This is a genomic window from Bradyrhizobium sp. USDA 336 (assembly GCF_044908355.1).
GTDB classification, from domain to species: domain Bacteria; phylum Pseudomonadota; class Alphaproteobacteria; order Rhizobiales; family Xanthobacteraceae; genus Bradyrhizobium; species Bradyrhizobium yuanmingense.
The window spans coordinates 5,112,791-5,138,414 of sequence record NZ_JBIYDC010000002.1 but is presented as its reverse complement, the minus strand read 5'-3'; the positions used below and the strand labels follow the sequence as shown (position 1 = coordinate 5,138,414).

General features: G+C 59.9%; 23 protein-coding genes and 2 pseudogenes. 12 read left to right on the top strand and 13 right to left on the bottom strand.

Features of this window, described 5'->3' with window-relative positions; translation table 11 throughout:
• The first annotated feature begins 170 nt into the window (after positions 1-170).
• The 11 genes from trbB to ABIA45_RS25040 are packed head-to-tail and all read left to right on the top strand — an operon-like array spanning position 171 to position 9,888.
• Positions 171-1,169 (top strand): P-type conjugative transfer ATPase TrbB, encoded by a 999-nt coding sequence (gene trbB / locus ABIA45_RS25090; protein WP_404654128.1) that lies wholly within the window; start codon positions 171-173, stop codon positions 1,167-1,169.
• Positions 1,166-1,507, top strand: coding sequence for a TrbC/VirB2 family protein (locus ABIA45_RS25085; RefSeq protein ID WP_404654127.1), 342 nt, complete (start codon positions 1,166-1,168; stop codon positions 1,505-1,507). The genes trbB and ABIA45_RS25085 overlap by 4 nt, the downstream gene beginning before the upstream one ends.
• On the top strand, positions 1,507-1,782 hold the full coding sequence (locus ABIA45_RS25080; RefSeq protein WP_404654125.1) for a VirB3 family type IV secretion system protein: 276 nt from the start codon (positions 1,507-1,509) through the stop codon (positions 1,780-1,782). Before ABIA45_RS25085 ends, ABIA45_RS25080 begins: the two co-directional genes overlap by 1 nt.
• Positions 1,783-1,789: 7 nt before the next feature.
• Positions 1,790-4,228, top strand: coding sequence for a conjugal transfer protein TrbE (trbE, locus tag ABIA45_RS25075; RefSeq protein WP_404654123.1), 2,439 nt, complete (start codon positions 1,790-1,792; stop codon positions 4,226-4,228).
• Complete coding sequence (trbJ, locus tag ABIA45_RS25070) at positions 4,225-4,983, top strand: P-type conjugative transfer protein TrbJ (RefSeq protein ID WP_404654121.1); 759 nt, start codon at positions 4,225-4,227, stop codon at positions 4,981-4,983. Before trbE ends, trbJ begins: the two co-directional genes overlap by 4 nt.
• Before the next feature lie 10 nt (positions 4,984-4,993).
• Positions 4,994-5,314: a putative entry exclusion protein TrbK-alt gene (gene trbK-alt / locus ABIA45_RS25065; RefSeq protein WP_404654119.1), complete on the top strand. Its 321-nt coding sequence runs from the start codon at positions 4,994-4,996 to the stop codon at positions 5,312-5,314.
• Positions 5,311-6,672 carry a P-type conjugative transfer protein TrbL gene (gene trbL / locus ABIA45_RS25060; protein WP_404654117.1) on the top strand — a complete coding sequence of 454 codons (1,362 nt, stop codon included), beginning with the start codon at positions 5,311-5,313 and terminating at the stop codon, positions 6,670-6,672. Before trbK-alt ends, trbL begins: the two co-directional genes overlap by 4 nt.
• Positions 6,673-6,675: 3 nt before the next feature.
• Positions 6,676-7,365, top strand: coding sequence for a conjugal transfer protein TrbF (trbF, locus tag ABIA45_RS25055; protein WP_097669922.1), 690 nt, complete (start codon positions 6,676-6,678; stop codon positions 7,363-7,365).
• Entirely contained in the window at positions 7,362-8,441 is a 1,080-nt protein-coding gene (trbG, locus tag ABIA45_RS25050; protein WP_404655742.1) for a P-type conjugative transfer protein TrbG, read from the top strand. The genes trbF and trbG overlap by 4 nt, the downstream gene beginning before the upstream one ends.
• The gene (locus ABIA45_RS25045) at positions 8,432-9,634 is read left to right on the top strand and encodes a TrbI/VirB10 family protein (protein WP_404654115.1); all 1,203 of its coding nucleotides are present in this window, start codon (positions 8,432-8,434) and stop codon (positions 9,632-9,634) included. Before trbG ends, ABIA45_RS25045 begins: the two co-directional genes overlap by 10 nt.
• Positions 9,631-9,888, top strand: coding sequence for a DUF2274 domain-containing protein (locus ABIA45_RS25040; RefSeq protein ID WP_091878502.1), 258 nt, complete (start codon positions 9,631-9,633; stop codon positions 9,886-9,888). The genes ABIA45_RS25045 and ABIA45_RS25040 overlap by 4 nt, the downstream gene beginning before the upstream one ends.
• Here the strand turns inward: ABIA45_RS25040 and ABIA45_RS25035 are convergent.
• From ABIA45_RS25035 to ABIA45_RS24990, 10 genes and pseudogenes are all read right to left on the bottom strand, one after another.
• A complete protein-coding gene (locus ABIA45_RS25035) occupies positions 9,852-10,763 on the bottom strand; it encodes a LysR substrate-binding domain-containing protein (protein ID WP_404654113.1) in 912 nt (303 codons plus the stop codon). The two genes, ABIA45_RS25040 and ABIA45_RS25035, sit on opposite strands and share 37 nt — an antisense overlap.
• Positions 10,764-11,753: 990 nt before the next feature.
• Positions 11,754-12,035, bottom strand: coding sequence for a helix-turn-helix domain-containing protein (locus ABIA45_RS25030; RefSeq protein WP_404654111.1), 282 nt, complete (start codon positions 12,033-12,035; stop codon positions 11,754-11,756).
• Positions 12,036-12,201: 166 nt separating this feature from the next.
• Positions 12,202-13,281, bottom strand: coding sequence for a threonine aldolase family protein (locus ABIA45_RS25025; protein ID WP_404654110.1), 1,080 nt, complete (start codon positions 13,279-13,281; stop codon positions 12,202-12,204).
• A 14-nt stretch (positions 13,282-13,295) separates the two neighbouring features.
• Positions 13,296-14,024 carry an amino acid ABC transporter ATP-binding protein gene (locus ABIA45_RS25020; protein ID WP_404655741.1) on the bottom strand — a complete coding sequence of 243 codons (729 nt, stop codon included), beginning with the start codon at positions 14,022-14,024 and terminating at the stop codon, positions 13,296-13,298.
• Between the two features lie 35 nt (positions 14,025-14,059).
• Positions 14,060-14,710: an amino acid ABC transporter permease gene (locus ABIA45_RS25015; RefSeq protein WP_404654108.1), complete on the bottom strand. Its 651-nt coding sequence runs from the start codon at positions 14,708-14,710 to the stop codon at positions 14,060-14,062.
• On the bottom strand, positions 14,710-15,432 hold the full coding sequence (locus tag ABIA45_RS25010; RefSeq protein ID WP_404654106.1) for an amino acid ABC transporter permease: 723 nt from the start codon (positions 15,430-15,432) through the stop codon (positions 14,710-14,712). Before ABIA45_RS25010 ends, ABIA45_RS25015 begins: the two co-directional genes overlap by 1 nt.
• A gap of 12 nt (positions 15,433-15,444) precedes the next feature.
• Positions 15,445-16,341, bottom strand: coding sequence for an amino acid ABC transporter substrate-binding protein (locus ABIA45_RS25005; RefSeq protein ID WP_404654104.1), 897 nt, complete (start codon positions 16,339-16,341; stop codon positions 15,445-15,447).
• A 340-nt stretch (positions 16,342-16,681) separates the two neighbouring features.
• On the bottom strand, positions 16,682-17,608 hold the full coding sequence (locus tag ABIA45_RS25000) for a LysR family transcriptional regulator (protein WP_404654102.1): 927 nt from the start codon (positions 17,606-17,608) through the stop codon (positions 16,682-16,684).
• Positions 17,609-18,093: 485 nt separating this feature from the next.
• Positions 18,094-18,330: pseudogene (locus ABIA45_RS24995) on the bottom strand (IS256 family transposase); the annotation flags it as partial.
• 584 nt (positions 18,331-18,914) lie between these two features.
• Positions 18,915-20,330, bottom strand: a pseudogene (locus ABIA45_RS24990) (ISNCY family transposase).
• Between the two features lie 468 nt (positions 20,331-20,798).
• Between ABIA45_RS24990 and ltrA the strand changes: the two are divergent.
• Entirely contained in the window at positions 20,799-22,331 is a 1,533-nt protein-coding gene (ltrA, locus tag ABIA45_RS24985; protein ID WP_404655740.1) for a group II intron reverse transcriptase/maturase, read from the top strand.
• Positions 22,332-22,622: 291 nt separating this feature from the next.
• On the opposite strand, the gene ABIA45_RS24980 is transcribed toward ltrA, so the two are convergent.
• The 3 genes from ABIA45_RS24980 to ABIA45_RS24970 all read right to left on the bottom strand — a co-directional run bounded on the left by ABIA45_RS24980 (position 22,623) and on the right by ABIA45_RS24970 (position 25,596).
• On the bottom strand, positions 22,623-23,027 hold the full coding sequence (locus ABIA45_RS24980; protein ID WP_404654100.1) for an S-adenosylmethionine decarboxylase: 405 nt from the start codon (positions 23,025-23,027) through the stop codon (positions 22,623-22,625).
• A gap of 488 nt (positions 23,028-23,515) precedes the next feature.
• Positions 23,516-24,664 (bottom strand): citrate/2-methylcitrate synthase, encoded by a 1,149-nt coding sequence (locus tag ABIA45_RS24975; RefSeq protein ID WP_404654099.1) that lies wholly within the window; start codon positions 24,662-24,664, stop codon positions 23,516-23,518.
• On the bottom strand, positions 24,661-25,596 hold the full coding sequence (locus tag ABIA45_RS24970; RefSeq protein ID WP_404654097.1) for an aminoacyl--tRNA ligase-related protein: 936 nt from the start codon (positions 25,594-25,596) through the stop codon (positions 24,661-24,663). Before ABIA45_RS24970 ends, ABIA45_RS24975 begins: the two co-directional genes overlap by 4 nt.
• Positions 25,597-25,624 lie beyond the last annotated feature (28 nt).

Below are 25,624 nucleotides of genomic sequence, written 5' to 3'. Positions count from 1 at the left end.
AACATATCGCCGGGTTCGAGCGGTATGCTTTCGATGCAGCAAGTATTTTTTCGCCGCTCCGCGCTGGCTCCCTACGACGGCTGAATACTTGTTGAACTAACCCGTTTCCTGCCTTTTCTATCCATCCCCGTCGCCAATCGTTTAGCGCGATTGGTCTTAGGGGGACGATCGTGGCGGGCACTCTACTCCATTCGGAAGCGTTCTCGCGTGGCGCGCGTATGCTGCGCACCGCGCTGGGTCCCGCGATCGCGACCTTCCTCGAAGACCCCGCGATCGTCGAGGTGATGCTCAACCCCGACGGACGGCTCTGGATCGACCGGCTGTCCGGCGGACTGGAGGATAGCGGCCGAACGATGTCCGCCGCCGACGGCGAGCGGATCGTGCGCCTCGTCGCGCACCATGTCGGCGCTGAGGTGCATGCCGAGAAGCCGCGCGTTTCGGCCGAGCTTCCCGAGACGGGGGAGAGATTCGAGGGGCTTCTCCCGCCCGTCGTTGCGGCGCCGGCCTTTGCAATCCGCAAGCCTGCGGTCGCTGTGTTCACCCTGGACGACTACGCGGCGACCGGCATCATGACGGCCAGCCAGGTGATCGTGCTCCGCGAAGCCGTCGCTGCCCGCAAGAACATCCTCGTCGCCGGCGGCACCTCGACCGGCAAGACCACGCTGACGAACGCATTGCTGGCCGAGATCGCCGGCACCACCGATCGCGTGGTCCTGATCGAGGATACGCGTGAGCTGCAATGCCGCGCCCCAAATTTGGTTGCGCTGCGCACCAAGGACGGCGTCGCCTCGCTCTCTGACCTGGTTCGGTCCTCCCTGCGCCTGCGCCCCGACCGGATTCCGATCGGCGAGGTCCGGGGCAGCGAAGCCTTGGAGCTCCTCAAAGCCTGGGGCACGGGCCACCCCGGTGGGATCGGAACGATTCACGCCGGCACAGCGCTGGGCGCGCTTCGCCGCCTCGAGCAGCTCATCCAGGAAGCCGTCCTCACTGTTCCCAAGGCGCTCATCGCTGAGACGATCGATCTCGTCGCGGTGCTGCGCGGCCGCGGCAGCGAACGCCGCCTCGCCGAACTCGCCCTCGTCGCCGGCCTCGATCCCGCCACCGGCGATTACCGCATCCAGTCCGCCGAGGCGGGCGGGCAATCCTCGTTTGCCAAGGAGCCATCATGATCCAGTTCTCTCCCGTGATCCGTCGCGTGCGAATCCGCTTCACCGGGCTCGCAGCGATTGCCCTCATCTCCGTCGCGTTCGCGCCCGCAGCCTACGCCTCCGGGTCCTCGATGCCGTGGGAGACGCCGCTCAATCAGATCCTGGAGTCGGTGCAAGGTCCGGTCGCCAAGATCATGTCGGTCATCATCATCACCGTGACCGGCCTGACGCTCGCGTTCGGCGATACGTCCGGCGGCTTCCGCCGGCTGATCCAGATCGTCTTCGGCCTGTCGATCGCCTTCGCGGCCTCGAGCTTCTTCCTGACCTTCTTCAGCTTCTCCGGCGGAGCCTTGGTGTGATGGCCGGCATCGTCGATCCAGAAGTGCCGGGCTTCTTCGCGCCGGTCCATCGCGCGCTCACCGATCCGATCCTGATGGGCGGCGCGCCCCGCACGGTCGCGATCGCCAACGGCACGTTGGCGGCGGCAATAGCGCTCGGCCTCCATCTCTGGATTCCCGGCGTGCTGATTTGGGCTGCAGGCCATGCCGCGGCCGTTTGGGCTGCCAAGCGTGATCCGCAGTTTGTGGACGTCGTCCGGCGTCACCTCCGTTATCCCTCCTATCTCGGCGCGTGAGGTTTCCATGCTGAACCTCGCCGAATACCGCAATCGGCCCCACAGTCTCGTCGATTTCCTGCCCTGGGCCGCTTTGGTCGCGCAAGGCGTCGTCCTCAACAAGGACGGCGCGTTCCAGCGCACTGCGCGCTTCCGTGGTCCGGACCTCGACAGCGCGACGCCTGCCGAGCTCGTCGGCGTGACGGCCCGACTCAACAACGCGCTGCGCCGGCTCGGCTCAGGCTGGGCGATCTTCGTCGAAGCCCAGCGCGTCGCCGCCCAGACCTATCCTCACAACACCTTTCCGGACGCCGCATCAGCGCTGGTCGATCTGGAGCGACGGGACGCTTTCGAGGAGGCAGGCGCGCACTTCGAAAGCCGCTATTTCCTGACCTTCGTCTGGATCCCGCCGGCCGAAGACGCTTCGCGTATCGAGGGCTTACTCTATGAGGGCCGCGCACAGAGCGGTGTCGATCCTCACGAACTGCTGCGCGGTTTCGTCGACCGGACCAACCGCGTCCTGCAACTGGTCGAAGGGTTCATGCCCGAGGTGGCCTGGCTCGACGACGGCCAGACGCTGACCTACCTGCATTCGACCATCTCGACACGGCAACAGCGCGTCCGCGTCCCGGAGACGCCGATGCATCTCGACGCGCTGCTCGCGGACGAGCCGCTCGCCGGCGGCCTCGAGCCGCGCCTCGGCACCCATCACCTTCGCACGCTCACCGTGGTCGGTTTTCCGACCGCGACCCATCCCGGAATTCTCGACGAGCTGAACCGGCTTGCCTTTCCCTACCGCTGGTCGACCCGCGCGATCCTCCTCGATAAGACCGAAGCGGTGCAGCTGCTGACCAGGATTCGCCGACAATGGTTCGCCAAGCGCAAGTCGATCGCCGCAATCGTCAAGGAGGTGATGACCAATGAGGCGTCGACACTGGTCGATAGCGATGCGGCGAACAAGGCCGTTGATGCCGATCTCGCCTTGCAGGAGTTGGGCACCGATGACGTCGGCCAGGCCTATGTCACCGCGACCGTCACTGTCTGGGACGAGGACGCAGGTCTCGCCGCCGAGAAGCTGCGCCTCGTCGAGAAGGTGATCCAGGGGCGCGACTTCACCTGCATGCCGGAAGGGGTGAACGCGCTCGAAGCCTGGCTCGGCTCTCTGCCGGGGCATGCCTACGCCAACGTCCGCCAGCCGCCGCTCTCGACGCTGAACCTGGCCCACATGATCCCGCTGTCGGCGGTCTGGGCCGGGCCGGACCAGGATGAGCATTTCCGCAGCGCCCCGCTCTTCGTCGGCAAGACCGAAGGCTCGACGCCGTTCCGCTTCTCGCTCCATGTCGGCGACGTCGGCCACACCCTGATCGTCGGCCCGACCGGCGCCGGCAAGTCTGTGCTGCTGGCGCTGATGGCGATCCAGTTCCGCCGCTACCGCAAGAGCCAGATCTTCGCCTTCGATTTCGGCGGCTCGATCCGCACGGCCGCGCTTGCCATGGGGGGCGATTGGCACGACCTCGGCGGCAGCCTGTCGAACAGCGCCGAGGATTCCGTCGCGCTCCAGCCGCTCGCGCGCATCGGCGATGCGGCGGAGCGCGCCTGGGCTGCTGAGTGGGTGACCGCGATCCTTGCCAAGGAAGGCGTTACCATCGATCCGACCGTGAAGGAGCACGTCTGGTCGGCGTTGACCTCGCTGGCATCCTCGCCTGTCGAGGAGCGGACGATCACCGGCCTGACGGTCCTGTTGCAATCGGCCGCGCTCAAGCAGGCGCTGCAACCTTATTGTGTCGGCGGCTCCTCCGGCCGTTTGCTCGACGCGGAGGCCGAGCAGCTCGGTTTCGCGTCGGTGCAGGCGTTCGAGACCGAGGGTTTGATCGGCGCTGGCGCGGCGCCTGCCGTCCTCACCTATCTCTTCCATCGCATCGAAGGGCGGCTCGACGGTCGACCGACCCTCCTCATCATCGACGAGGGGTGGCTTGTCCTGGACGATCCGGCCTTTGCCCAACAGCTGAGGGAATGGCTAAAGACGCTACGGAAGAAGAATGCGTCCGTCGTCTTTGCCACCCAGTCGCTCTCCGACATCGACGGCAGCAACATCGCACCCGCAATCGTCGAGAGCTGCCCGACGCGTATCTTCCTGCCGAATGAGCGCGCGATCGAACCACAGATCACCGCCATCTACCAGCGGTTTGGTTTGAACGACCGCCAGATCGAGATCATCGCGCGGGCGACGCCGAAGCGGGACTATTACTGTCAGTCTCGCCGCGGCAATCGGCTGTTCGAGCTCGGCCTCGGGCCGGTCGCGCTCGCCTTCTGCGCCGCGTCCTCCAAGGCCGACCATGCCGCCATCGAGCGGCTGCTCGCCGAGCACGGCCGCGACGACTTCACGGCCGCCTGGCTCGCGGATCACGAGCTGCTCTGGGCCGCTGATCTCATCCCTGACCTGACAACCCTGGAGGTGCAATCATGATCACTCTTGAAGTGCGGCGCGCTGGCTTAGCCGCTGCGACCGCTCTCTCGCTCACTCTGTCGATCTCGCCGCTTGCGACAGCACCGGCCTCCGCCCAGTGGATCGTCTACGACCCCAGCAACTTCAGCCAGAACGTGTTGACCGCAGCCCGCGAGCTGCAGCAGATCAACAATCAGATCCAGATGCTGACCAATCAGGCCCAGAGCCTGGTGAACCAGGGAAAGAACCTCGCCAACCTGCCGTTGTCGACGCTGACCCAGCTTCAGTCACAGGTCGCCCGGACTCAGTCACTGCTGAGCCAGGCCCAGAACATCGCCTTCAACGTCGAGCGTATCCAGACGGCGTACTCCACGACCTACGGCACGGCGGCGGCCACGGGCTCCAATGCGACCATGTTTGCCGCGGCTCAAAGTCGTTGGCAGAACTCGGTTGGCGCCTTCGAGGATTCGCTGAAGGTGCAGGCCGGTGTCGTCGGCAATATCTCGACCAACTCCAGCGCAATGACCTCGCTGGTTACCGCCAGCCAGTCGGCAAGTGGCGCCTTGCAAGCCGCTCAGGCCGGCAACCAGCTTCTTGCTCTGCACTCCCAGCAACTTTCAGATCTTGTCGCGGTTCTCGCAGCGAAGGGGAGGGCAGACGCGCTCGAGCAGGCGCGCGTCACGGCGAGCGAATCGCAAGGCCAGCAACAGTACAAGATCTTCTCGACGCGTAGCGGCTATCAGCCCGGCAACGTCACCATGTTCAGCGGCAACTGAGGCTTGGGTCATGGAGCGCTCGGATATCCTTCGCGCAGGCGCGATGATCGTCGTGTTCGTGATTTTCCTCGCCACGCTGCACGTCATCCACCGGCGTCCGGTGGAGCGGCCCGTATCCGACGCCCCCTCTGCCTCCGCTCCCGATGACCTCTCGGCCGAGCTGCTCCGCTGCGCTGAGCTCGGACCCCAGGATGCCGAAGATCCGCACTGCCAGGCGGTTTGGAAGGAGAACCGCGCGCGCTTCTTCGGCGGGCCGGCGCGGTCACTTCTGCCGCAAGCCGCGCCGGCCACACCGCCAACGACGAGCGCTCCGCGGGGAGAGCAGCCATGAATAACGTCGGCGTCATCGACACCTTCCTCAATACGTTCACGACCTACATCGATTCGGGTTTCGGCCTGATCAAGGGCGAGGTCACCTACCTGTCGTCGACGTTGATCGTCATCGACATCACGTTGGCCGGTCTGTTCTGGGCCTGGGGCGCTGACGAGGACATCCTCCAGCGCCTGGCGAAGAAAACACTCTACATCGGCTTCTTTGCCTTCATCATCACCAACTTCACGAAGCTCTCAAGCATCATCTTCAACAGCTTCTCTAGCCTCGGCCTGAAGGCCGGCGGCTCGTCGATCTCGACCGCGGACTTCCTGCGGCCCGGCCGGCTTGCGCAGGTCGGCCTCGATGCCGGGCAGCCGTTGCTCGACTCCGCAAGCCAGATGATGGGCTTCACCAGCTTCTTTGCCAACTTCGTCCAGATTGCCGTGCTGATGGTGTCCTGGCTGCTGGTGCTGATCGCCTTCTTCATTCTGGCGGTGCAGCTGTTCATCACGCTGCTCGAGTTCAAGCTGACGACGCTCGCCGGCTTCATCCTGATTCCATTCGCGCTGTTCAACAAGACCGCCTTCCTCGCAGAGAAGGTGCTGGGCAATGTCGTTGCCTCCGGCGTGAAGGTCATGGTGCTCGCCGTCATCGTCGGCATCGGCACCGGGCTCTTCTCCCAGTTCACCACCGCCTATGCCGGCGGCCAGCCGACGATCGAGCAGGCGCTCTCCGTTGTGCTCGCGGCACTCGCGATGCTTGGCCTTGGCATCTTCGGTCCCGGCATCGCCACCGGGCTTGTCTCGGGAGCGCCGCAGCTTGGCGCCGGCGCTGCCGTCGGTACGGGCCTTGCCGTCGCCGGCACGGCAATGGTCGGCGGCGCGGCGCTCGGTTTGGCCGGACGGGGAGCGATGGCAGCCAGCTCCGGTGCTGCGGCCGCCGCGCGTGGTGGTGCGTCGATGGCGGGCGGTGTGTCCTCCGCCTACAGCCTCGCATCGGCCGGTCGGTCCGGCGCTGGCGGAGTCGCATCCGGTCTCGGCGGGGCGGGTCGTGCGGCGGCAAGTCACGCGGCAGCTCCCGCAAGACGCGTCGCTGCGCGAGTAACGGGGGCAATGACGGAGAGCTTCACCTCCGGTGCCCGTGCCGGCGTCGCTAACACGGGTGGCTCCTCGACGATGGGGACCATCGGGAGTGCCGAGGCCGCAAACGATGGAGCCGCATCTCAAGCAGTTAGCGAGAGCGGTCCGCCCGCCTGGGCCCAGCGCGTCAAGCGCAATCAGACCGTCATTCACGGCGCTCAGACCGCCGCGCAAGCCCTCAAATCCGGCGACAGCCATGGCGGCGGCCATTCCGTCGACCTTTCGGGAGGAGAATAATCAATGTCAGTCTTTCGGCGATCGTCGGTCCGCTACGGCCGCACGCCCGAGCCCGAAACTCCATACCAGCGCGCAGCGCAAGTTTGGGACGAACGCATTGGTTCGGCCCGCGTGCAGGCCAAGAATTGGCGGCTGATGGCCTTCGGTTCGCTGATCCTCTCGTGCGGCCTCGCCGGCGGGCTCGTCTGGCAATCCACGCACGGCACCGTCGTTCCCTGGGTGGTGCAGGTCGACAAGCTGGGCGAAGCGCAAGCTGTGGCGCCCGCCGTCGCCGACTACAGGCCGAACGACCCGCAGATTGCCTGGTATCTCGCCCACTTCATCCAGATCGTGCGCTCGCTTCCGGCCGACCCGATCATCGTGCGGCACAACTGGCTGCAGGCCTATGATTTCACGACCACGGCGGGCGCGGCGGCGCTGAACGACTACGCCCGCGCCAATGATCCCTTCGCCAATCTCGGCAAGCAGCAGGTCGCGATCGACGTCTCCAGTGTTATCCGTGCCTCGCCCGACAGTTTTCGCGTGGCCTGGGTCGAGCACCGCTATCAGGACGGGGCGCTCGCCGGCACCACACGTTGGACCGCCTTCCTCACCATCGCGATTCAGCCGCCTACCGACGCCGATCGGCTGCGCAAGAATCCACTCGGCATCTACGTCAACGCCATCAACTGGTCAAAGGAGCTGGGACAATGACCCCGCCGACTTTCTCGAACGCCGGCGGTCCGGCTTCGCCTTTTTTCATCGTTCAGCAAAACCGGAAAAACGGCGATACCTGCTTCCGTAAATCCGCCTTTGTGGCTTTGCTGATATCCGCCTCGACACTCGGCGGCTGCGCGCATAATTTTATCCCGCCCGATATCAATTACGATAGCGCCGAGCCGGCGACGCTCACCACTGATCCGCCGGCTCCCGTTCAGATCGTGGAATTCCCAAAGCCCCTGCCGCTGCCCGGGCAGCTGAAACCGCTCGCCGCCGGCAAGCGCACCCCCGAAGCCGCCGATCCGAAGGTTCGCGTCAAACAGGCCAACGCGGCGGCACGGGTGCAGCCGGTTCGCAATGGATTCATCAACGCGGTACAGGTCTATCCTTTCTCGGGCGGAGCCCTCTACCAGGTCTATACAGCGCCGGGTCAGATCACCGATGTCGCCCTACAGGAGGGCGAGCAACTCGTCGGTTCCGGTCCGGTCGCCGCCGGTGACACTGTGCGCTGGATCATCGGTGATACCGAGAGCGGCACGGGCCCGACTAGGAAGATCCACATCCTGATCAAGCCGACTCGGCCGGAATTGGTCACCAATCTCGTCATCAACACCGACCGGCGGACCTACCTCCTCGAGCTGCGTTCGACGGAGAAGACCTACATGGCCTCGGTCTCCTGGCAGTATCCCGAGGACCAACTCATTGCGCTTCGGCGGCAGAACGCAGCGGCTGAAACCGCAGCCCCGATCGCGGCCGGCGTCGACCTTGCTTCGATCAACTTCCGCTACGCGATCGAAGGCGACGATCCGGCCTGGCGTCCGCTGCGCGCCTTCGATGACGGCAACAAGGTCTACATCGAATTCCCGAGCGGTATCGTCCAGGGTGAGATGCCGCCGCTGTTCGTCATCGGTCCGGCCGGCGGGTCCGAACTGGTGAACTACCGCGTCAACCGCAACTACTACATCGTCGATCGCCTGTTCGCCGCCGCCGAATTGCGTCTTGGCGACAAGGACAGTGAGCGGCGCGTGCGCATCGTCCGTACCGACGGAAGGCGGCGCTCATGGCGATAGGCAGTGAAGACGAACATCAGGGCAACATCCCGCCTGTTGCGCCGCCCGACCTTCGGCTCCGGGGCGAGCGGCCGCGTGTCACACGGCTCTCGCGCAAGGTTCTTGTAGGCCTCGGCGCAGTGTCTGCCTTCGCGGTCGCGGGAGCACTCGGCTATGCGCTCAAGACTGGCAACAAGCAGCAGACCGGCCAGGAGCTGCTTAGCACCCAGAACAGGCCTTCGGCCGACGGCCTGGCCGCCTTGCCGAGAGACTATACCGGTCTGCCGCGTCAGGCGCCGCCGCTCGGGCCGCCGCTGCCCGGCGACCTCGGCAAGCCGATTCTCAACGCAGGAGCCGCACCAAACACCATGGCAGCGACGTCAGATCCTGAGACGCAGCGCATGGGCCAGGAAATCGAGGCGGCGCGGGTCAGCCGCCTCTTTGCCCAAACTGCTCAGCAACCTCAGAGCACCGGCCAACTCGTCCCGAATGCCTCCGCTGCAGCCACGGCCACTCCGGCTGCGACACCGCCCGTCGATGCCGGATCTGCCCAGAACATGCAGGATCGCAAGACGGCCTTCCTCACTGCTGCGACAGACAAGCGCACGGTCAGTCCGGACCGGCTCGAAGCCAAGGCCTCACCTTACGTTGTGCAGGCGGGCACCGTGATTCCGGCCGCGCTCATCACGGGCATTCGTTCCGATCTGCCCGGCCAAGTCACTGCTCAGATCACGGAAGCGGTCTGGGACAGCCCGTCCGGCAAATATCTTCTGATCCCCCAGGGTGCGAAGTTGATAGGTCAGTACGATAGTTCCGTCGCGTTCGGCCAGAGCCGCATCCTCCTGGTCTGGACCCGCATCATCATGCCGGACGGTCACTCGATCGTGCTGGAGCGCCAGCCTGGTGCCGACACCGGTGGCTATGCCGGCCTCGAGGACGAGGTCGACAACCACTGGGGCATGCTGTTCAAGGCCGCCGTCCTCTCGACCATGCTGAGCGTCGGAGCCGAGGCGGGAACGAGCCAGAATGAGAACAACCTTGTCCAAGCAATCCGTAGCGGTGCGTCCAACAGCATTAGCCAGACCGGCCAGCAAATCGTGCAGCGCCAGCTCAACATCCAGCCGACGCTGACCATCCGGCCAGGTTTTCCGGTCCGCGTCATCGTCACGCGCGATTTGGTGCTGGCTCCCTACGGACAAAAAGGTGCGCGATGACGAAGCTCAAGCTTGGACCACTCGAAGACGATAAACCGGTCAAGCTCACGATCGAGCTGCCGGCGGCGGTTTTCAGGGATCTCAAAAGCTACGCCGAGATTCTGACGCGTAGCGGAAGTGCGACGACGCCGACCGAGCCTGCCAAATTGATCGCGCCGATGATCGAGCGCTTCATGGCGACCGACCGCGCCTTTGCGAAGGCCCGGCGAAGTGCTGCTCAACTCTCGCCCGGGTCGGCGGAAAGATCTGGATAGCGTTCACGAATCAAGTCGAGAAACGGACGTACTAATGGATTGCCGTTGGACTGCCGCCAATAGACGCGGAAGCTCAGCCGCGTCGGCCCCTCGGCATCATGTACCTCCCGAAAGGTGACACCGGGATAAGTAGCGCCAGTCGCACTTTCCAGGGCGAGGAGAATACCGAAGTCCATGCCCACCATGGAGAGAAGCCGGTCGAGCCCCACGTCATGGCGAAGCAGCTTGCAAGGATCGGAAGATCCTAATTTGCTGATGAGAAGCTTGAGGAGTTCCGGTCCGGGGCCACGCTGTGACATCAAAAGCGGTTCGCGCCGCAGTTCGCCCCAGTGAACTACGTCATGACTTGCCAGACGATGTTTCGCAGGGAGGGCAGCAACAACACGTTCGCTCCAGAGCACCAATGACTTGCCGCTCCAATTCGGGTTGGGATCCGCCACGACAGCGACATCGATGGCTGAGCTGGCGAGGTCCGAAATCAGATGCTCGCGCGCTCCGTCGACAAACTGTCTATCGACATCGGGAAAGCGGTGCCGGTGGTCGAGGAGGGTGGCGCGAAGATTGCCGGCTGACAGGGAGGTGTGGATCCCGATGGTCAACCGACCACTCTCGCCACGCGAGCGGGTCTTGAGGCGAGCGGCCATTGCTTCAGCTTCGCTTACGATGCGCCGGGCATCCTCGAGAAATTCTCGACCTTCCATCGTTGGTCGCGTACCTCCGTTGGTGCGCTCGAATAGTTTGCTGCCCAACGTGTGTTCGAGATTTCGTAGGCAGCGACTGAGGGTCGACTGCTTGATTCTAAGCGTGTCTGCCGCCTGACGGAGGCTTCGGTGCTGGGACACGACGATTGCCCAGCGTAGATGTCGAAATTCCACAGGCACTGTCTCGACCCTATGGCGGGAGAAGTTCAACGTGGCGCCGCGTTGGTAAGCCGAGAGCTCGAGATCGTGTATCACGAACTCGCACCCTGGATCGTCGCCGGGAGCCTTGTTGCGGCTTGTTAGTATCTTCAGACGTCGCCCCGATCGCTGCAATTGAACCCACGATCGTGAACGAGAACGTTCAAGTTTTCATGTGCTTCGCCACGGCCGCTGGCACAAGCGTCGTTCGCCGAATAAGGCGAGCGCAAATGGCGGGGCTGGAGTCAAAAAAATCAGCTCGGGCTCATGACGTGATCACGAGGTTTGTGCAAAGAGCTGGCCATTGCAGGAGACACTGCAGGGATTCAGTGTGAGTCTATGGAGGATCAGCGCTCGACCGCTCAGAAGCCGCCATACCTCGGGGATGCTGAAGGTGCCGTATCGGGCTAAGGGGCGCTTGTTTGACAGGGATAGCTCGACTGCCTGCCGGAGATTTCCAACGGCAACCCGCAATACCAGGGCGGCGCTGCCGAAGACTAAAGTTCAGAATTCGAGGTCTTTCGAGAGACAGCCGTGAACCTGCATCGATCATCGCACATCTACCAAAGTAAAATCGGAAGTAACTACAATGTGCGCTAACAAATGTGACTATTTTTAGTTGCAGGGCGACTTACCGAGCGCCGTTGATTGGCCTGATGATGGGTGAGCTCCGGGTCTTTCCACGCTTAGTAGATACCACACTTGAGATTACGACAGACCGTCCCCGTCGTCGCTAAATGCTGGTGCTCACGGTGTATCCACCGGGCCCAAAGATTTTGAAATGTCGCGTTTGCAGTATCAAAACATCCTCTTGCGGTGTGATCGCGCCACCTCCCACGCAATCTTGAGAACCCGCATCAGGGGCCAGTCGTCACTCGCTCCTATGCTGCGAGCCTGCTCTAATTGTTCGGACGAAGTTGGCTTCTAAGTCCCGTCAATTGGCTACGTAGAAGCCGTTGAAATTCGTCAATTCTTCCTGCGATGTTGAGGCGCTGGCTTGCGCCTTTTTGACAAGGACTTGAGAGACCAAGCACCTTTGGGCGGCTGAACAAAAAATTCAGACAAATGGACGCCCAGCGTTTCGGCGATGCGGTCGAGGAGATCAATCGTCGGGTTCTTCGACTGCCGCTCAAGACTGCTTAGGTATGAGCGGTCAATCCCGGCCTCATAAGCCAATTTCTCTTGCGAAATTCCTTGATCTACGCGGATTCGACGAACATTCCAGGCTACAATCGCACGAGTTTTCATGGGCCAACTCATGCCATTTGAGGCAGGGGTCAAACCACGGGCTATAGCCCTACTATTGCGTCCTTCTGGGCGTGCCTCGATGCTAACTGATCTCAAACGGGGCCGTGACCGTGATCGACGGACGTGGGCAGTCGGTGTCCCGCGCGCTTCGCACGATGCTAGCGGCTTAGGATGTCGACAGTGTATCGGGGTATTTCGCCTCTAAGCTGTGGCCTATCTCAGAAAATGCGCTCAAGACCACATCGATCTGATCCCGTCCTATTCCTGCGTAGATGACCAACCGTACGCATCGGTCGCCATAAGGGACGACAAGTACGCCCAGTTCCGACAAGCGTTGGGTGAGCATATGCGCGCTTAGCTCCTCGGTTCGTAGTTTCACCAAGACGATGTTGGTTTGGAGTGAATCGAGGTCGATCGACAACCAAGGGTGCTCGGAGGTGAGCACCATGCCCAAGTGTCGCGCATTTGCATGATCGTCCGTGATGCGTTTCTGCATCGACTTCAGCGCGACGACAGCCGGCGCGGCGACAATCCCGGCTGGACGCCAGTTTCCACCTAACATCCGCCGAACGCGACCAGCGTCCTTGATGAACGCGCTGCTGCCGCAAAGCATCGCTCCTAGCGGAGCACCCAAGGCTTTGTTTAGACTGACCGCAATACTGTCTGCCCCATGCGCGAGTGCCTGAGGGGCACACTTGGCATAGGCGGCAGCATTCCACAATCGCGCTCCATCAAGATGGATGGCGACACCTCGTGGCCGACATTCATTCTCGATCTGCTGTTGCCAGCCTGACGGCATAACCGTCCCGCCCGCGCGATTGTGAGTATTTTCTAGCGAGACTACGGATACTCGCATGGCCTCGTCGTCACTTTGTTCGAGCGCCAGGGTAAGTTGCTCAGGTGACAAATGTCCACGAACTCCAGCAATTCGAAGCGTGGCCACATTTGAAACACCCGCCGTTGATGCAGCCTCGAACTCCGCGACGTGTGACTCGGCATCCGCGATGATAAAGTCGCCAGCCCGGCAGTGAACCAAGAGAGCCGCCTGGTTGGCCATCGTGCAGGTCGGAAAGAATAACGCGTCCTGCGTCCCGAGCGTATGCGCTGTCAGTGCTTCCAACTCTCGCACATGCCGGTCCTCGCGAGCGCCATAACTCGATGGCGCGCGCGCAGTGGCGATCATTGCCTCGATCATCTCCGGCGTCGGACCCGCCAAGAGGTCGCTGCGCAAGTCAATCAACGACATCGAATCCTCAACGGTTAGTGTTGAAGTACCTTGGACAGAAAGTCGCGAGCACGCTCGCTAGTATTCCCCGCGAAAAATTCATCCTTAGCGAGATCGTCGACAATTCGACCTGCATCCATGAATACGATGCGATCGCCAACTCGGCGGGCAAATCCCAACTCGTGTGTCACAACGATCATGGTTGTCTTTCGCTCCGCGAGTGCCGTCATTACGTCGAGAACTTCATTGATCATTTCCGGATCCAGAGCTGACGTTGGCTCGTCGAATAGCATTATCGCCGGCCTGTTCGCGAGTGCTCGCGCGATGGCGACCCGCTGCTGCTGACCTCCGGAAAGTTGGGCCGGGTATTTCTTCGCATGTTCAAGCAGGCCGACTTGGCGGAGCAGTTCGGCAGCGCGCTGCTCCGCTTCTTCGCGTGGCATTCGCAGCACGAGCCGGGGCGCCAGCGAGACGTTAGTCATAACATCCATATGAGGATAAAGGTCGAACGCCTGGAAAACCATTCCGGTCGTGGTCCGCAGCTTTTGCAGGTCGGCGTGCCGGTCACCGACGGAGATTCCGTCGACAACAATCCTTCCCTTCTGGAATTCCTCCAGCCGGTTCACGCACTTGATAAGGGTGCTCTTTCCGGAGCCGGACGGACCACAAACGACGACGACTTGGCCGCGCTGAATTTGGGTCGAGCAGGAGTGTAGAACCTGCGTTGTGCCATACCACTTGCTGACGTCTTCGAATTTCACCATCAGGTCAGCTGTTTGCGCGGTGTCCCGCTGGTCCACTATCGGTGCCACGTTCGGCTCTCCACAAGAAACGAAATAGAAAGGCAGATTGTGAGATAGACACCGGCTGCAAATGTGTACATTTCGATCGGCCGGGCCTCACTTTGAGCGATGATGGAAGTCGAGGTGAGGAAGTCATTCAGCGCTACAACGTATGCGACGGAGGTATCCTGGAACAGGATAATGCACTGCGTCAGAAGAACCGGCGCCATCTTCCTTACGCCTTGGGGCAAGACGATGTACTGAAAGCTTTGGCGCAGCGTCAGCCCTGTCGATATCGCCGCAGCCAATTGTCCCCGAGGCACGCTCTGGATGCCCGCACGCATAGTCTCTGAAAAGTAGGCCGCTTCAAATAGAATGAATGCTATCAAGACAGAGAAAAATTGGCCGACAGGTCGGCCAATGACCAACGGCACCAAGAAGTAAAACCAAAACACCACGAGCACCAGTGGCACAGAGCGGCAGAGGTTCACATAAGCAAAAGCCATCAACCGCAGTGGCAATGGGCCAAAGAGGCGCGCTATCACAATGATGGTGCCCAGGATCGCAGCGCCAATGATGGAAAGCAGAGTAAGCCAGAGCGTTATTTTCATGCCCTCCCAGAGGAAGGCAGCATTCGGTCCGATGATGCCAAAATCCAGAGAGAGCACTAGCTTCGCCCCTTCAGCGTTCCGGGAAGATGGGTAGCGTTCTCGAGAGGCAAAACAAGCGCCAGCGTAAACAAGCTGATCACGACATAGAGGAAGGTTGCTGCAGCGAATGCTTCAAATCCGTGAAAAGTGGAGCTTTCGATTTGATGGCTGCGCGCGGTGATCTCCAGTACTCCAATGGCAAGTGCAAGCGAGGTGTTTTTGAAAGTAGCAAGGAGCTCCGTCGTCAACGGCGGGATCAGCATGCGCAAGCAGATTGGCAGGACGATGTAACGACGAATCTGATTGACGGTCAGTCCGCTAGCAAGCGCTGCGCAAATAAGACCCTGTGGCACCGCCTGAATGCCGGCTCGTATCTGCTCGCCGACGCGGGCAGCCATATAGAAGCTGAGGCAGATGACGGCAATCGTGACTTCAGGCTCGTACAGATCCCGCTTGACCCAGCGTCCGAGATTTGAGGGCAGAAGCTCCGGAAAGACGTAGAACCACAGGAACATTTGGATCAGCAATGGCACGTTCCGAAAGAGGGCTGTGTAGACGAAGCCTATTCCGCGCACCGCTCTTGATCGAGCAGTGCGGGCTGTACCGACTAAGGTTCCGATCGCAAGCGCTAGGAGGAAGCTCACCACCGCCATGAGGATGGTGAGACGCAGACCTTCCAGCAGCCATCCAAGCTGCGGCTGCTGGAAGAGAATATTCCAGTTCCAATTGTAGGAGAGCATGCGACACAGCCACTATTGAGGGACTGCTTGCGCTTGGAAAACGGTCTCGAGCTTCTCGCTCAGTGGAATTCCAAATTGGTCAAACCACTTGTGGTAGAGAGATGTTATCTCTCCCGAGCGAAAGAGCTCGGCGAGCGTCTTGTTGACGGTCAAGCGGAACGCAGAGTCGTCACGGCGCATCATTAACCCGTACGGCTCGAAGGAGAGCGGGCGGCCGACGACCTCCAGACGGTCGCGAGCCGGCGACTTTTGTCGCAAAGTGTAGAGGATCGCGTCGTCCGAACAAAACGCGTCGGCGCGATCGCTATCGACAGCCAGGAGTCCTTCTGAAAAGTTCGAGATGTTTAGGATCTTAACGTTTGGGATCTTTAGTTTCTGCACCCATCCATTGATCACCCCCACAGTATTGGCTCCCTGAGCGAGTGCCACCACCTTGTTCGAAAAATCGTCGATTTCCTTGATGCCACTTCCTGTCTTCACCAGACAGCGCGTCGATGACACGAAGTGCATCATCGAAAAATCCACTTGCTCCTGTCTGGAAAGGGTGTTCGTCGTTGATCCGCATTCCAGATCGATCGTTCCATTTGCAAGAAGCGCCATGCGCGTGCTCGAGTTGATTGGAACAAAATTGACTTGCAGGTCTGGCGCGCTGATATCGCGCTTGATCGTATCCACCACACGCATGCAGATATCGATAGCATAGCCCGCAGGCTTCTTGCTTGCGTCGTAGGATGCGAATGGCGGCGAACTTTCGGGGAAGCCGATGACAATTTGCCCCTTCTCTTTCACCTTCTTCAGCGTGCCGTATAGCTCCGCAGCATCGGCCTGTACGGCGCCTGAGATACACCAGACCAAGAGGCCGGTTGCGACCGACCATCGAAGCGTCGACTGCAAGTATGATGCCTTCATTAGACCCCCCTTCATTAGCCCCCCGATCATTTGTCCCTTGGCCTAATATTGAACCGCGCATTCGCTTGGAAAGGGATATTTGCTCAACCAGGTCGTGAACAAGAATCACGCCCTATGTGAGTCGCGCAACTGTGGATTTTATTGAGAGAATTCGTCAACTGAAGGGGGGCTTGGAAACTGAGGGAGCATTTATAAAAAAGTCGCGCTCTAGACAGCTGCATGCCCGACGTCGGCGTCAACTCGATATGTCCAGCGAGCTTCTCCGCGGCGTGTTTCACACTGATGTCCGATGTAGTCCGGTGTTAGGACGGCTCCAACGAGATCGGTTTCGTGCCTCTCCCTAAACGATTTCGCCCGGCCCCACATAATTCTGTTTGTTCGAGTGCTGGGCCTCGTCAAGCAGCCATTTTCTAAACAGCAAAGAGCGCTGATTGCGGTCATCATCTGGTGTGACGACGTAATAGGCTGGCAGAGTGATCGGGCTTGAAGAAAATGGAAGAATCAATCTCCCTGCGGTGAGTTCTTCCGCCGTGAGCACGGTGCTTTCCAAGATTACGCCGAGAGCCTGCAGGGCCGCCTCGATTGCAAGAAATGAAGGCTTCAGCTGTACCTGCCGGACGTCGGTTGGAAGTTCAAGGCCTTGGCTGCGAAACCAGAAATCCCAGGAAACGAGGTTTTGATCTGTGCGAATGAGAGTGACCTGGCTAAGGGCCGACGGAGAGTGCAGTGCTGCTGAGTCCCTCAAGATTGGACTACACATTGGCTGAACGCTCTCTGATAGAAACAGCTGCTCCGAGCAATTTGGTAGGCCCTGCGCCCCGTAACAGATCGCCAAATCCAAACCTGGGTCACGAAAGTCAGGCGGGCCCGAAGCGGCTATGATCCTAAGATCGATCTCTGGATGAGCGCCCATGAAGCGTCCGAGCTTGCTCAGCAGCCATCGTGTAGAAAAAGTGGGTGCACAATGCACAGTCAGACGCTGTCGTCGCGGCTTTCCAAGGACATCAGACGTAACCTCGCCGATCTCCGTAAGTGCTCCCCGAATCTTATTGTAATATCCTGCTCCGGCCGAGGTGAGCACAACTCCATCTGGTCTCCGGTCAAATAGACGAAACCCGAATATCTCCTCGAGTTTCGTGATCTGGTGGCTCACCGCTGAGCGTGTCAGGTTCAGCTCTTCCGCTGCAGCGGAAAAGCTCAAAAGACGAGCAGCACATTCAAAGGTATTTAACGCATTAAGTGAGATGGGCCGGCGAGCCTTACTCATCGGTTCCTCGAATTGGTCAACCGCAAGTCTTCCAGAACAAAGAGCGCAGCATATAAACCGCGGCGGCGCCTCGTCAATTCGCTTTTGTTTACGATTGGGTTGCCCGTCGACGCGACGGGGCAACCCACATCAACTGCATGACGTTATATTTCGCGGTTGCAAGCAGAGCAGTAGCATACACTCAGCGCGGTATGCTAAGAGAGTGAAGGCCGTGAGGGTAAAACGATCCCTGCTCCTTGCGTTGTGCAGACACGGCCGCCGTCAGCGAGTCGAATACCACTGAAGCGAAGACGATCGAGCAGCAGAACAGCAATAACATCAGAGGCAAGTTCCGATCGAGCGAGGCGCGCGGTCTGGCAGACAGAGGAACGTATTCTCGTCCAATCGGCGCCCTAAAAAAAAGAGATCGGACGGCCGGACTGCGTGAGCGGCCAATGCTTGCGGCCGTGAAGCTGTCGCCAAATTTTGGTGACGGCCGGGGCCGGTCAGGCGTCGGCGGTTTTGGGCCGACGGTCGGCCGGCTTGGCGACGACCTCGATCCCGCCGTTGAATGTCTCACCGGGAACGAGTTTTGGCAACTGGTTGTGTCAATCGAGATGACGCCAACTTTTTTTGCGCTCTCTCGACCAGCTTGAAGACCATCACGAGCACAGTCTTGTTGGATAGACAGTCCTTCGATCGGATCGTGCGGTGGCGAAGCTGCTATCGATGGGGTTGGTAACCGGTATGAGATTTCTCGGTGCCAACGTTCTGCTGCGGTGCGCTACATCGTGGCGCATCTTGCGACCATCGGGACAGAAGCACCGGGAGCACGAAGTGCGGGCAGGCCGATGCACACGATGAGCCGAGAGCTCGACTTAGTAGCTGGGAACCTCTGCGACTCACCCAGTTGCGCCGAGAGCGCGAATCCGTAGTTGTCGGCCAGACCTGGCCGGCGGCCTTCCAGAACCCGAGCGCTGGCGATGGCGAGTTGCGGCGGCACGTCGAGCCCGCGCGGCTTCAGCTCGAGCAGCAGATCGCGCGACCGCGGAAGGCCGCAAAGAACTGGTCGGCTTCACCGATGGCACTCGCGAGAGCGCACACGACTGGCTTAGATCGGCATGCTTGCCTAGAAAGTCCGCGACCTCGGCCTCGATCTGCGCGGCGGCAATCAGGGTGAGACTCCGTATTGCCTCATGTACTGATGCTCCCGGGTGCGATCGGTTGCCTCATTTATTTTGCTCCTGGCTTGAGTTGAGGAGGAGGCCGGGTGCGGAGATGGCCGGGGTTTCGGAGCGCCCGGCCTCCTCCGCTCGTACCTCGCACGTCATTGGGGTGTTGTGACCTCGTACCGCGGCGGCATTTTCTCGCTAGGAGCGAACAGCAGCGCATTCGCTTGCTCGCTGCGCCAGGATTTCAGCCGACGTTGAAGGGTTCGAATAAGCTTGTTCGGATAGGCTCCAGGATATTCCATCTCCAAGCGCGAGAGCAGTTCGCTGCCAGTCCGCCAAGGCTCAGCTTCAAACCATTTTCGTAAATCTGGCGTTGCTCGGATGAGCGGGTCGGAACGACGTCGGCCTCTTTTCGCCTTCACGAGTGGCCGATCCGTCGGTCGCATGGCTCCGTCCTTCCAGGCCGCGCGCAAGCTTGCCAGGAAGCGATCGATCGGTTGCGATGCCACAGCAGGATGGCCGATTGGTTGGGTATCAGCGAGGGCTGCGAGGCGCTCCTGCACGTCGCGGATGTCGTGCACCAACGCGACTTGATCGAGAGCGGCATAGATTTCTTGGAGGTGATGGCGGACAGCGTCAGGCGTGCGGGCGTCCGCTGCCAGGCGCTGGTGTGGTGTAGCCGGCGCGCTGTATGTCTTCCGTACACGGGCACCGTCGCGCTGCTTGGCTATCAATTTGAACGAGGGTTGGAAGAAGTTCACGAATAGCCGCGCCGATCGATAGAGTTCAGCCAGCAGCTTGGCCGCTTCCAGGCCCTCGAACCGACGATAGCCGACTATCCTGCGCACGACGGCGCCGTTCTTCTGCTCGACGAACGCCTGGTCATTTTTTCGGTAGGGCCGGCAAATTCGTGAAGACGATGTTGGCCGCCTCGCAGTAGGCTTTCAGCGTCTCGTTATGAACACCGTATCATTGTCAGTATCGAAGCCGAGCAGCGCAAAAGGCAATTGTTTGCGCAATTCCGTCAGCACCGTGCTCAACAGCTTCGGTTCGCGCACGATCAGAGGAGCGCACTACGTCCAGCCGGCAGCAATGTCGGTGAGCACGAGAGTCTGGATGAAGCTGCCGCGCGCAGATGGACCGCTATGCGCGACAAGGTCGGCCTCGACAATCCGGGCGCCGGATCATTCCAACCTGCCGACGTCCTTATTGGAACACTGCGACGCAACGAGTGCGTCGCGTGCCGCCGACGCTTGCGACCTAATCCTTCTCGGACCCGCACCAATGCGCGGTCGATCGTCGCAGCGCTCATTGCCAAAAGTTTGGCGCGGATCTCGGGGGCAAGGTCGAGGTGGCCATGCCGTTCCATCGCCTCAATCAACGCAGGCATCAACGCTTTGGCGCGCGTCTTCCTGACCTCGAAGTAGTCGCATCGCATGTTTGCGATGGAACCCGGTGATGTCGACGAACTCGTCCAATATCCACGTCTTCTTCGCGCGATCCGAACGCCGATAGCGCGCGCCTGCTGCCGCCGTCAGTTCCTTCCGCGTTGCCACGCTGAGCCACCCCATCTTCGCCCCCGCTCGCTCCCGATCCAAGGGAGCAATTTACGTGAGGCAACGGCTCAACATCCAGCAACAATCAGGGCGAGGCAATGCGCGCTCTTATCCTGATTGTCGGAGCGCCGGTTAAACCGGCAAGGAGTAGGTGGTGGAAGTCCACTACGATGAAGGACTAGCGATTCACATCGGCCCCAAGCCGTGCGCCTGTCTTCGCAAGAAGGCAGGTGAAGCGTCGGCAGGGGAGTGCACAGGCCAGCCATTGAGCCGCGAAAACTGGAATTTTCCGGGTGCCGACGCGTTCGACAACGCGGAAGGCAAAACGTCAGGGCGCGCCATCGCGAGCGTCCTGGTGACCCGGCGTGGTCGTAGAACCTGGCACGTGCGGACGCTCTTTGTTCGGGAACCGGGAGATCTCGCGTTTGGCCTGCGGAAGAACCCGCTGGCCCGCATCGGGAAGGCGAGGAGCCGTAGCCGATGATGCACGAGCGCGAGAAGTCTGACCCCGTAGTAGTAGCTGGGAGGCCGACGAACAAGGCGGGGCAACCCGCGGCGGAGCCGGTGGAGCCAAGGACGGGGACCAAGGGGAACGCGGGACAGCAAAGCACGCACCGGGCGCAGGACCGGGGTAGCGTGTCACAGGCGTTGTCGCGCGTACGGAACGTGGCAAAGCAAGGAAAGGAGGAAAAGTTCACGACGCTCTTCCACCATCTCGACGCAGCTATGCTGCGCACGGCCTTCTTCGCTCTGAAGAAAGATGCCGCGCCCGGTGTTGACGGTTTGACATGGGAAGCCTACGAGGCCGATCTCGATCCCCGGATCGACGACCTGCACGCCCGGCTTCATCGAGGAGCATATCGGGCGCAGCCCGCCCGGCGTCGGTTCATTCCGAAGTCGGACGGTTCTCAGCGCCCGCTCGCGATCGCCGCCCTCGAAGACAAAATCGTCCAGAGGGCGACCGCGGCAGTGCTGAGCGCGATATACGAGGAAGAGTTTCTTGGGTTCTCGTATGGGTTCCGACCGAAGCGCAGTCAACATGATGCGTTGGACGCGCTGATGGTCGGCATCGCCGGCACGAAAGTGAACTTCATATTAGACGCCGACATTCGAAGCTTTTTCAACGAAGTCAGTCAAGACTGGCTGGTTCGCTTCGTACAGCATCGGATCGGCGATCCGCGCATCGTCCGGCTAATCCAGAAATGGCTAAAAGCCGGCGTCCTCGAAGACGGAGAAACGGTGGTCAGTGAAAAGGGGACGGGTCAAGGATCGGTGATCTCGCCGCTGCTTGCAAACATCTACCTACATTACACCTTCGATCTTTGGGCCGATCGCTGGAGACGGCGTGAGGCCACAGGCAACATGGTCATGGTGAGATACGCCGATGATATTATCATCGGTTTCGAACATGAAACCGATGCCCGTCGCTTCTGGGACGAGATGCGCGAACGGCTGCGGGAGTTCTCGTTGTCATTGCATCCGGATAAGACCCGCCTGATCGAATTTGGCCGCCATGCGGCGGCAAATCGTAAAAGGCGAGGGCTCGGAAAGCCGGAGACCTTCACTTTTCTGGGATTCACGATGATATGCGGTAAGTCGCGTCGGGGTAGGTTCCTCCTCAAGAGGAAAACCCGGAGCGATCGCATGCGAGTGAAACTCCAGGAGATCAAGGAAGCAGTGCTGCGCCAACGACATCAACCAATCCCGATCCAGGGAAATTGGCTGAGACAAGTCGTCACTGGCTATTTTGCGTATCATGCCGTCCCCACAAACGGGCCGGCCTTAAGCGCCTTTCGCTACCACGTCATCACCTTCTGGCATAAAGCGCTTCGGCGCCGAAGCCAGAAGGACGCGATAACGTGGGCGCGAATGACAAAGCTAGCCAATGACTGGCTTCCCAAGCCGCGTATCCTTCATCCATGGCCGAGCGAGCGCTTTGCCGTCAAACACCCGAGGTGGGAGCCGGATGCCCGAATTGGGCTCGTCCGGATCTGTGCGGGGGGCGCTCAGAAATGAGCGTCCCTACCGCGAACGCTATACTCGATCGCATTGGCGAGCAAGGCACGCGTCCCGTTGTACAAGATTTCGGTGAGTTGATCGCCGAACTCTCCTGGCTGAAACAGCTGGGTGACGTTATCTTTGAACACGATATATCGCTCCTTCGGTAGAGAAGTGGAGGCGTCAAGCACCCCCCACGATATGCCGCCTTTCTGATTCCCGCCGTCACCAACTTTCGGCGATAGCTCGCGGCCGTGTCCCGTCGCACTCCTAAAGCATACACCGAAAGACCGCTCTCTCTACAGTTGGTCAGTCGCGACTAGGCCTCCACAGGGAAAGCCGGCGCCAAACGGTCGACGCGGTAGTAGTACGGATCTCTGACCGTTCAGGTTGGAACGCCTGGATTAGCACAGACGCTGCCCTGCATGCTTCGGTACCGCCCCTCGCTAAAATGCCAATGGTAGCGTAGGAGCTATTCGGCCATGCATGTATTACAATCTGAGCGTCAGCCATCCGCGCCACGGCGAAGAGGCGGCCATCTCCAGGACACTTACGAAGACGAAAGCACTCTAACGTTGAACGCATTGCATCAATCGCCTTAGGAATCGCAACTTCAGCGATGGTCCACTCGTCTATCTTCGCTGTTCCCCACAGTTCAACGACGAGCTGGTTGCCTCCAGTAAATCGTGTCGCAATCCGTTCGCTGTCACTCACTTAGAGTCCTCATTGATGTGGCGTCCTAAAGATCCTGATCGGCAGCGGCACCGCGCCGAGCCGATGGAGCGCTTAAGCAAGACGTTCCCACGATAATTGCACCTCCGAGGAGGCGATCTGCAAGACGTTCAAGTGATGGATCCTTGCTCCGACAAGACCAGAAGTGTTCGATTCGCTCACACCAAGCGTTCGGCCAATGTAGGGATAAGCGGAGCACTTAAATGCTTACGATCGAGCTCTTCGGAGAGGCTACATATGCTACTCTCCCGTTCTTCGATGACCGCGATAGGCAAGCGTTCTCGCTACGACTTGCCTACCAGCCCCTTTTCACTACCCAACGCATTTGCCTCGCCAGACAAGCTGAGCCGTCGACTTTAAGTTTCTTGCCAAAGCAGTTGCTTGTGCGCTGCTTACTCGGTCGAAACCGTCCGGTCCGCGGCTTGTAAGCTGGAGCCTCTAAACGTCAGATTTCCTCCATCGGGCATTTCTTAACGCTCCTGAATCGGAACATACGCCACTTCCCTGCAGCCATTAAATTTCAGCAACGGGTGTATCAGGATGTTATTGTTGGATTGCTCGATGATGTGTGCTGTCCACCCCGCGAGGCGGCAGAGGGAGAATACCGCCGCGCACAAATCAGCCGGTATGCCGAGAAGCTTGTACGACACCGAACCGTAGAAATCGTCGTTGATGTGAATGCCGTGTCTTCCGTAGGGTTTCATCTCTTCGGCGAGGACGTTTAGAATCTGGAGATGGTGCGGCTCGGCCCTTAGCTGCGAGAGTATCTCGACATGCCGGCGGAGATGGCGCGCGCGCGGGTCCTCCGTTTTGTAAGCGCGGTTGCCAAATCCAAGAATGCGCTCTCGGCGGCGTCGGCGCTCTCTTACGAACTTCAGGACTCTATCTGGTGAGCCGATCTCCTCGACCATGGCGGCAACTCCATCCATCGCCCCGCCATGTAAGACGCCCTCGAAACAAGCGAGCGCACCCGCTACTGCAGCATGATAGCTCGACTTGGCGCTCGCAATCACTCTCGCTGTGAACGTGGAAGCATTTGCACCAAGCTCAGCGTGCAGGATAAAATCCTCATCTAGTACTTTGGCCTCCTCCCGCGTCGGAAGGGTACCTTTTAGCATCCAAAGGAAGTTGGCAGCGTGAGCGAGTTCATCATTCGGTCGGGGGAGCGCTCGCCCCTCTCTTTGGGCGTGATGTGTTGCTACAGCGACAGCCATTTGGGATAGTAAGCGTATCGATTTTCGTTGCAGAGCTTCTGTCCGATTATCTGCACCGTCCGGATCGAGCGCAATAAGCGCAGATACTGTTGTGCGCAAGGCATCCATTGGATGCGCGAGCTTCATTTGGGCAAGAAGATCGATGACTGTGGGAGGAAGTGAGCGGGATTTTTTCAGTGCTCGCTGAAACTCATTGAGCTCGCTCGCCGTTGGGAGCTTGCCGAAAATTAGGAGAAATGCTGTCTCTTCAAAGGTCGAATGCGCGACAAGGACATCAATCGAGTGACCACGGATAGAGAGCGTCCCGTTCTTCGCGTCGACATCAGAAATTGTTGTCCGATCGACACAAACTCCCATCAACCCACGATGCATTGTAGAAGCGCGAATGGAATTGTCACTATTCATTGAGAAGCGCTCTGGTGGGACATTACGGCCGAGTGAGACGCCTGCAGCCTATCGAGAATAACCTCCGTGTCAGTCCCAAAGTGCTCTATCAGTGCGTATACCCAGCGTTCAATGCCGAATCCGATGCAGCCCGTATGTGCGGGTTGACCTTCGATAGTTATACCGCAGCGCTCACCAAAGAAGCGACGATGATAGTTAAGCGAGGCGATCGCCAGCGTCCCGTCGAATAAAAGCTCTTCTTTGGTCGGAAAGATGCGCGTTGCGCGGGCTGCGGTGCTGGCCTTGTCAAAGAATGGGTCGGAGGCATGCTTAACCTTAATGGTCAAGCCCAACTCACTCAGAAATTCAAGTGCAATCGCTCGATACTTGCGGAGGTAAGTCTTGATGTCCTCGTCACGCCCGACGAATACAATTTCACGCAACGTGAAGGCCCGAAGCCGTCTCAGTCCCTGGTAATGGTCTTCATTGCGGAAGCAATTGGCTACCGTTGTAACGCAGCGAGTAGCGCTGAGGTGCTGACCGCGCATACTGAGGTAGACGTTATAGCACGCGGCAGGGGGAAGGCAAAATTCCGAACTCTGCAACTGGCGATGATCGATGCGCAGTAGGTCGTCTTGCCTTTTGCTAAAGTCCGCGCAAGCTGACTCGCTTATGGTGCACGCGCAGAGTGCGAGATGCGGGAAGTTTCGGAAGTAGTTCAGGCGGTCAAGATCAGCGATAGGGATAAGGGATGGATACCGAATATTTGTCGCCGGGATGAAGCTCGCCCAATCCAGGAAGATAACCTCAAGTTGCTGGATAATCGCGTGTCCGCGGTGCGTAAACGTCGCCATGCCACGTGACGTCGAGAATAGCGTCTCAATAGATGGCTCCGGCTTTATTGGGTTATCTGCCGTTGTATTGGGGGCGGGTTTTAACTCGTTGTTATTCATGAGATCCGTCGAACGTAAGGGGGTTGCT

Coding starts and splice junctions, on each gene's coding strand:
- trbF (WP_097669922.1), top strand. CDS start 6,676: ATGTCAGTCTTTCGGCGATCGTCGGTCCGCTACGGCCGCACGCCCGAG.
- ABIA45_RS24970 (WP_404654097.1), bottom strand. CDS start 25,596: ATGAATAACAACGAGTTAAAACCCGCCCCCAATACAACGGCAGATAAC.
- trbL (WP_404654117.1), top strand. CDS start 5,311: ATGAATAACGTCGGCGTCATCGACACCTTCCTCAATACGTTCACGACC.
- ABIA45_RS25000 (WP_404654102.1), bottom strand. CDS start 17,608: ATGAGTAAGGCTCGCCGGCCCATCTCACTTAATGCGTTAAATACCTTT.
- ltrA (WP_404655740.1), top strand. CDS start 20,799: ATGCACGAGCGCGAGAAGTCTGACCCCGTAGTAGTAGCTGGGAGGCCG.
- trbE (WP_404654123.1), top strand. CDS start 1,790: ATGCTGAACCTCGCCGAATACCGCAATCGGCCCCACAGTCTCGTCGAT.
- trbK-alt (WP_404654119.1), top strand. CDS start 4,994: ATGGAGCGCTCGGATATCCTTCGCGCAGGCGCGATGATCGTCGTGTTC.
- ABIA45_RS25010 (WP_404654106.1), bottom strand. CDS start 15,432: ATGCTCTCCTACAATTGGAACTGGAATATTCTCTTCCAGCAGCCGCAG.
- trbJ (WP_404654121.1), top strand. CDS start 4,225: ATGATCACTCTTGAAGTGCGGCGCGCTGGCTTAGCCGCTGCGACCGCT.
- ABIA45_RS25045 (WP_404654115.1), top strand. CDS start 8,432: ATGGCGATAGGCAGTGAAGACGAACATCAGGGCAACATCCCGCCTGTT.
- trbG (WP_404655742.1), top strand. CDS start 7,362: ATGACCCCGCCGACTTTCTCGAACGCCGGCGGTCCGGCTTCGCCTTTT.
- ABIA45_RS25080 (WP_404654125.1), top strand. CDS start 1,507: ATGGCCGGCATCGTCGATCCAGAAGTGCCGGGCTTCTTCGCGCCGGTC.
- ABIA45_RS24975 (WP_404654099.1), bottom strand. CDS start 24,664: ATGAATAGTGACAATTCCATTCGCGCTTCTACAATGCATCGTGGGTTG.
- ABIA45_RS25030 (WP_404654111.1), bottom strand. CDS start 12,035: ATGAAAACTCGTGCGATTGTAGCCTGGAATGTTCGTCGAATCCGCGTA.
- ABIA45_RS25005 (WP_404654104.1), bottom strand. CDS start 16,341: ATGAAGGCATCATACTTGCAGTCGACGCTTCGATGGTCGGTCGCAACC.
- ABIA45_RS25040 (WP_091878502.1), top strand. CDS start 9,631: ATGACGAAGCTCAAGCTTGGACCACTCGAAGACGATAAACCGGTCAAG.
- ABIA45_RS25085 (WP_404654127.1), top strand. CDS start 1,166: ATGATCCAGTTCTCTCCCGTGATCCGTCGCGTGCGAATCCGCTTCACC.
- ABIA45_RS25020 (WP_404655741.1), bottom strand. CDS start 14,024: ATGGTGAAATTCGAAGACGTCAGCAAGTGGTATGGCACAACGCAGGTT.
- ABIA45_RS25025 (WP_404654110.1), bottom strand. CDS start 13,281: ATGTCGTTGATTGACTTGCGCAGCGACCTCTTGGCGGGTCCGACGCCG.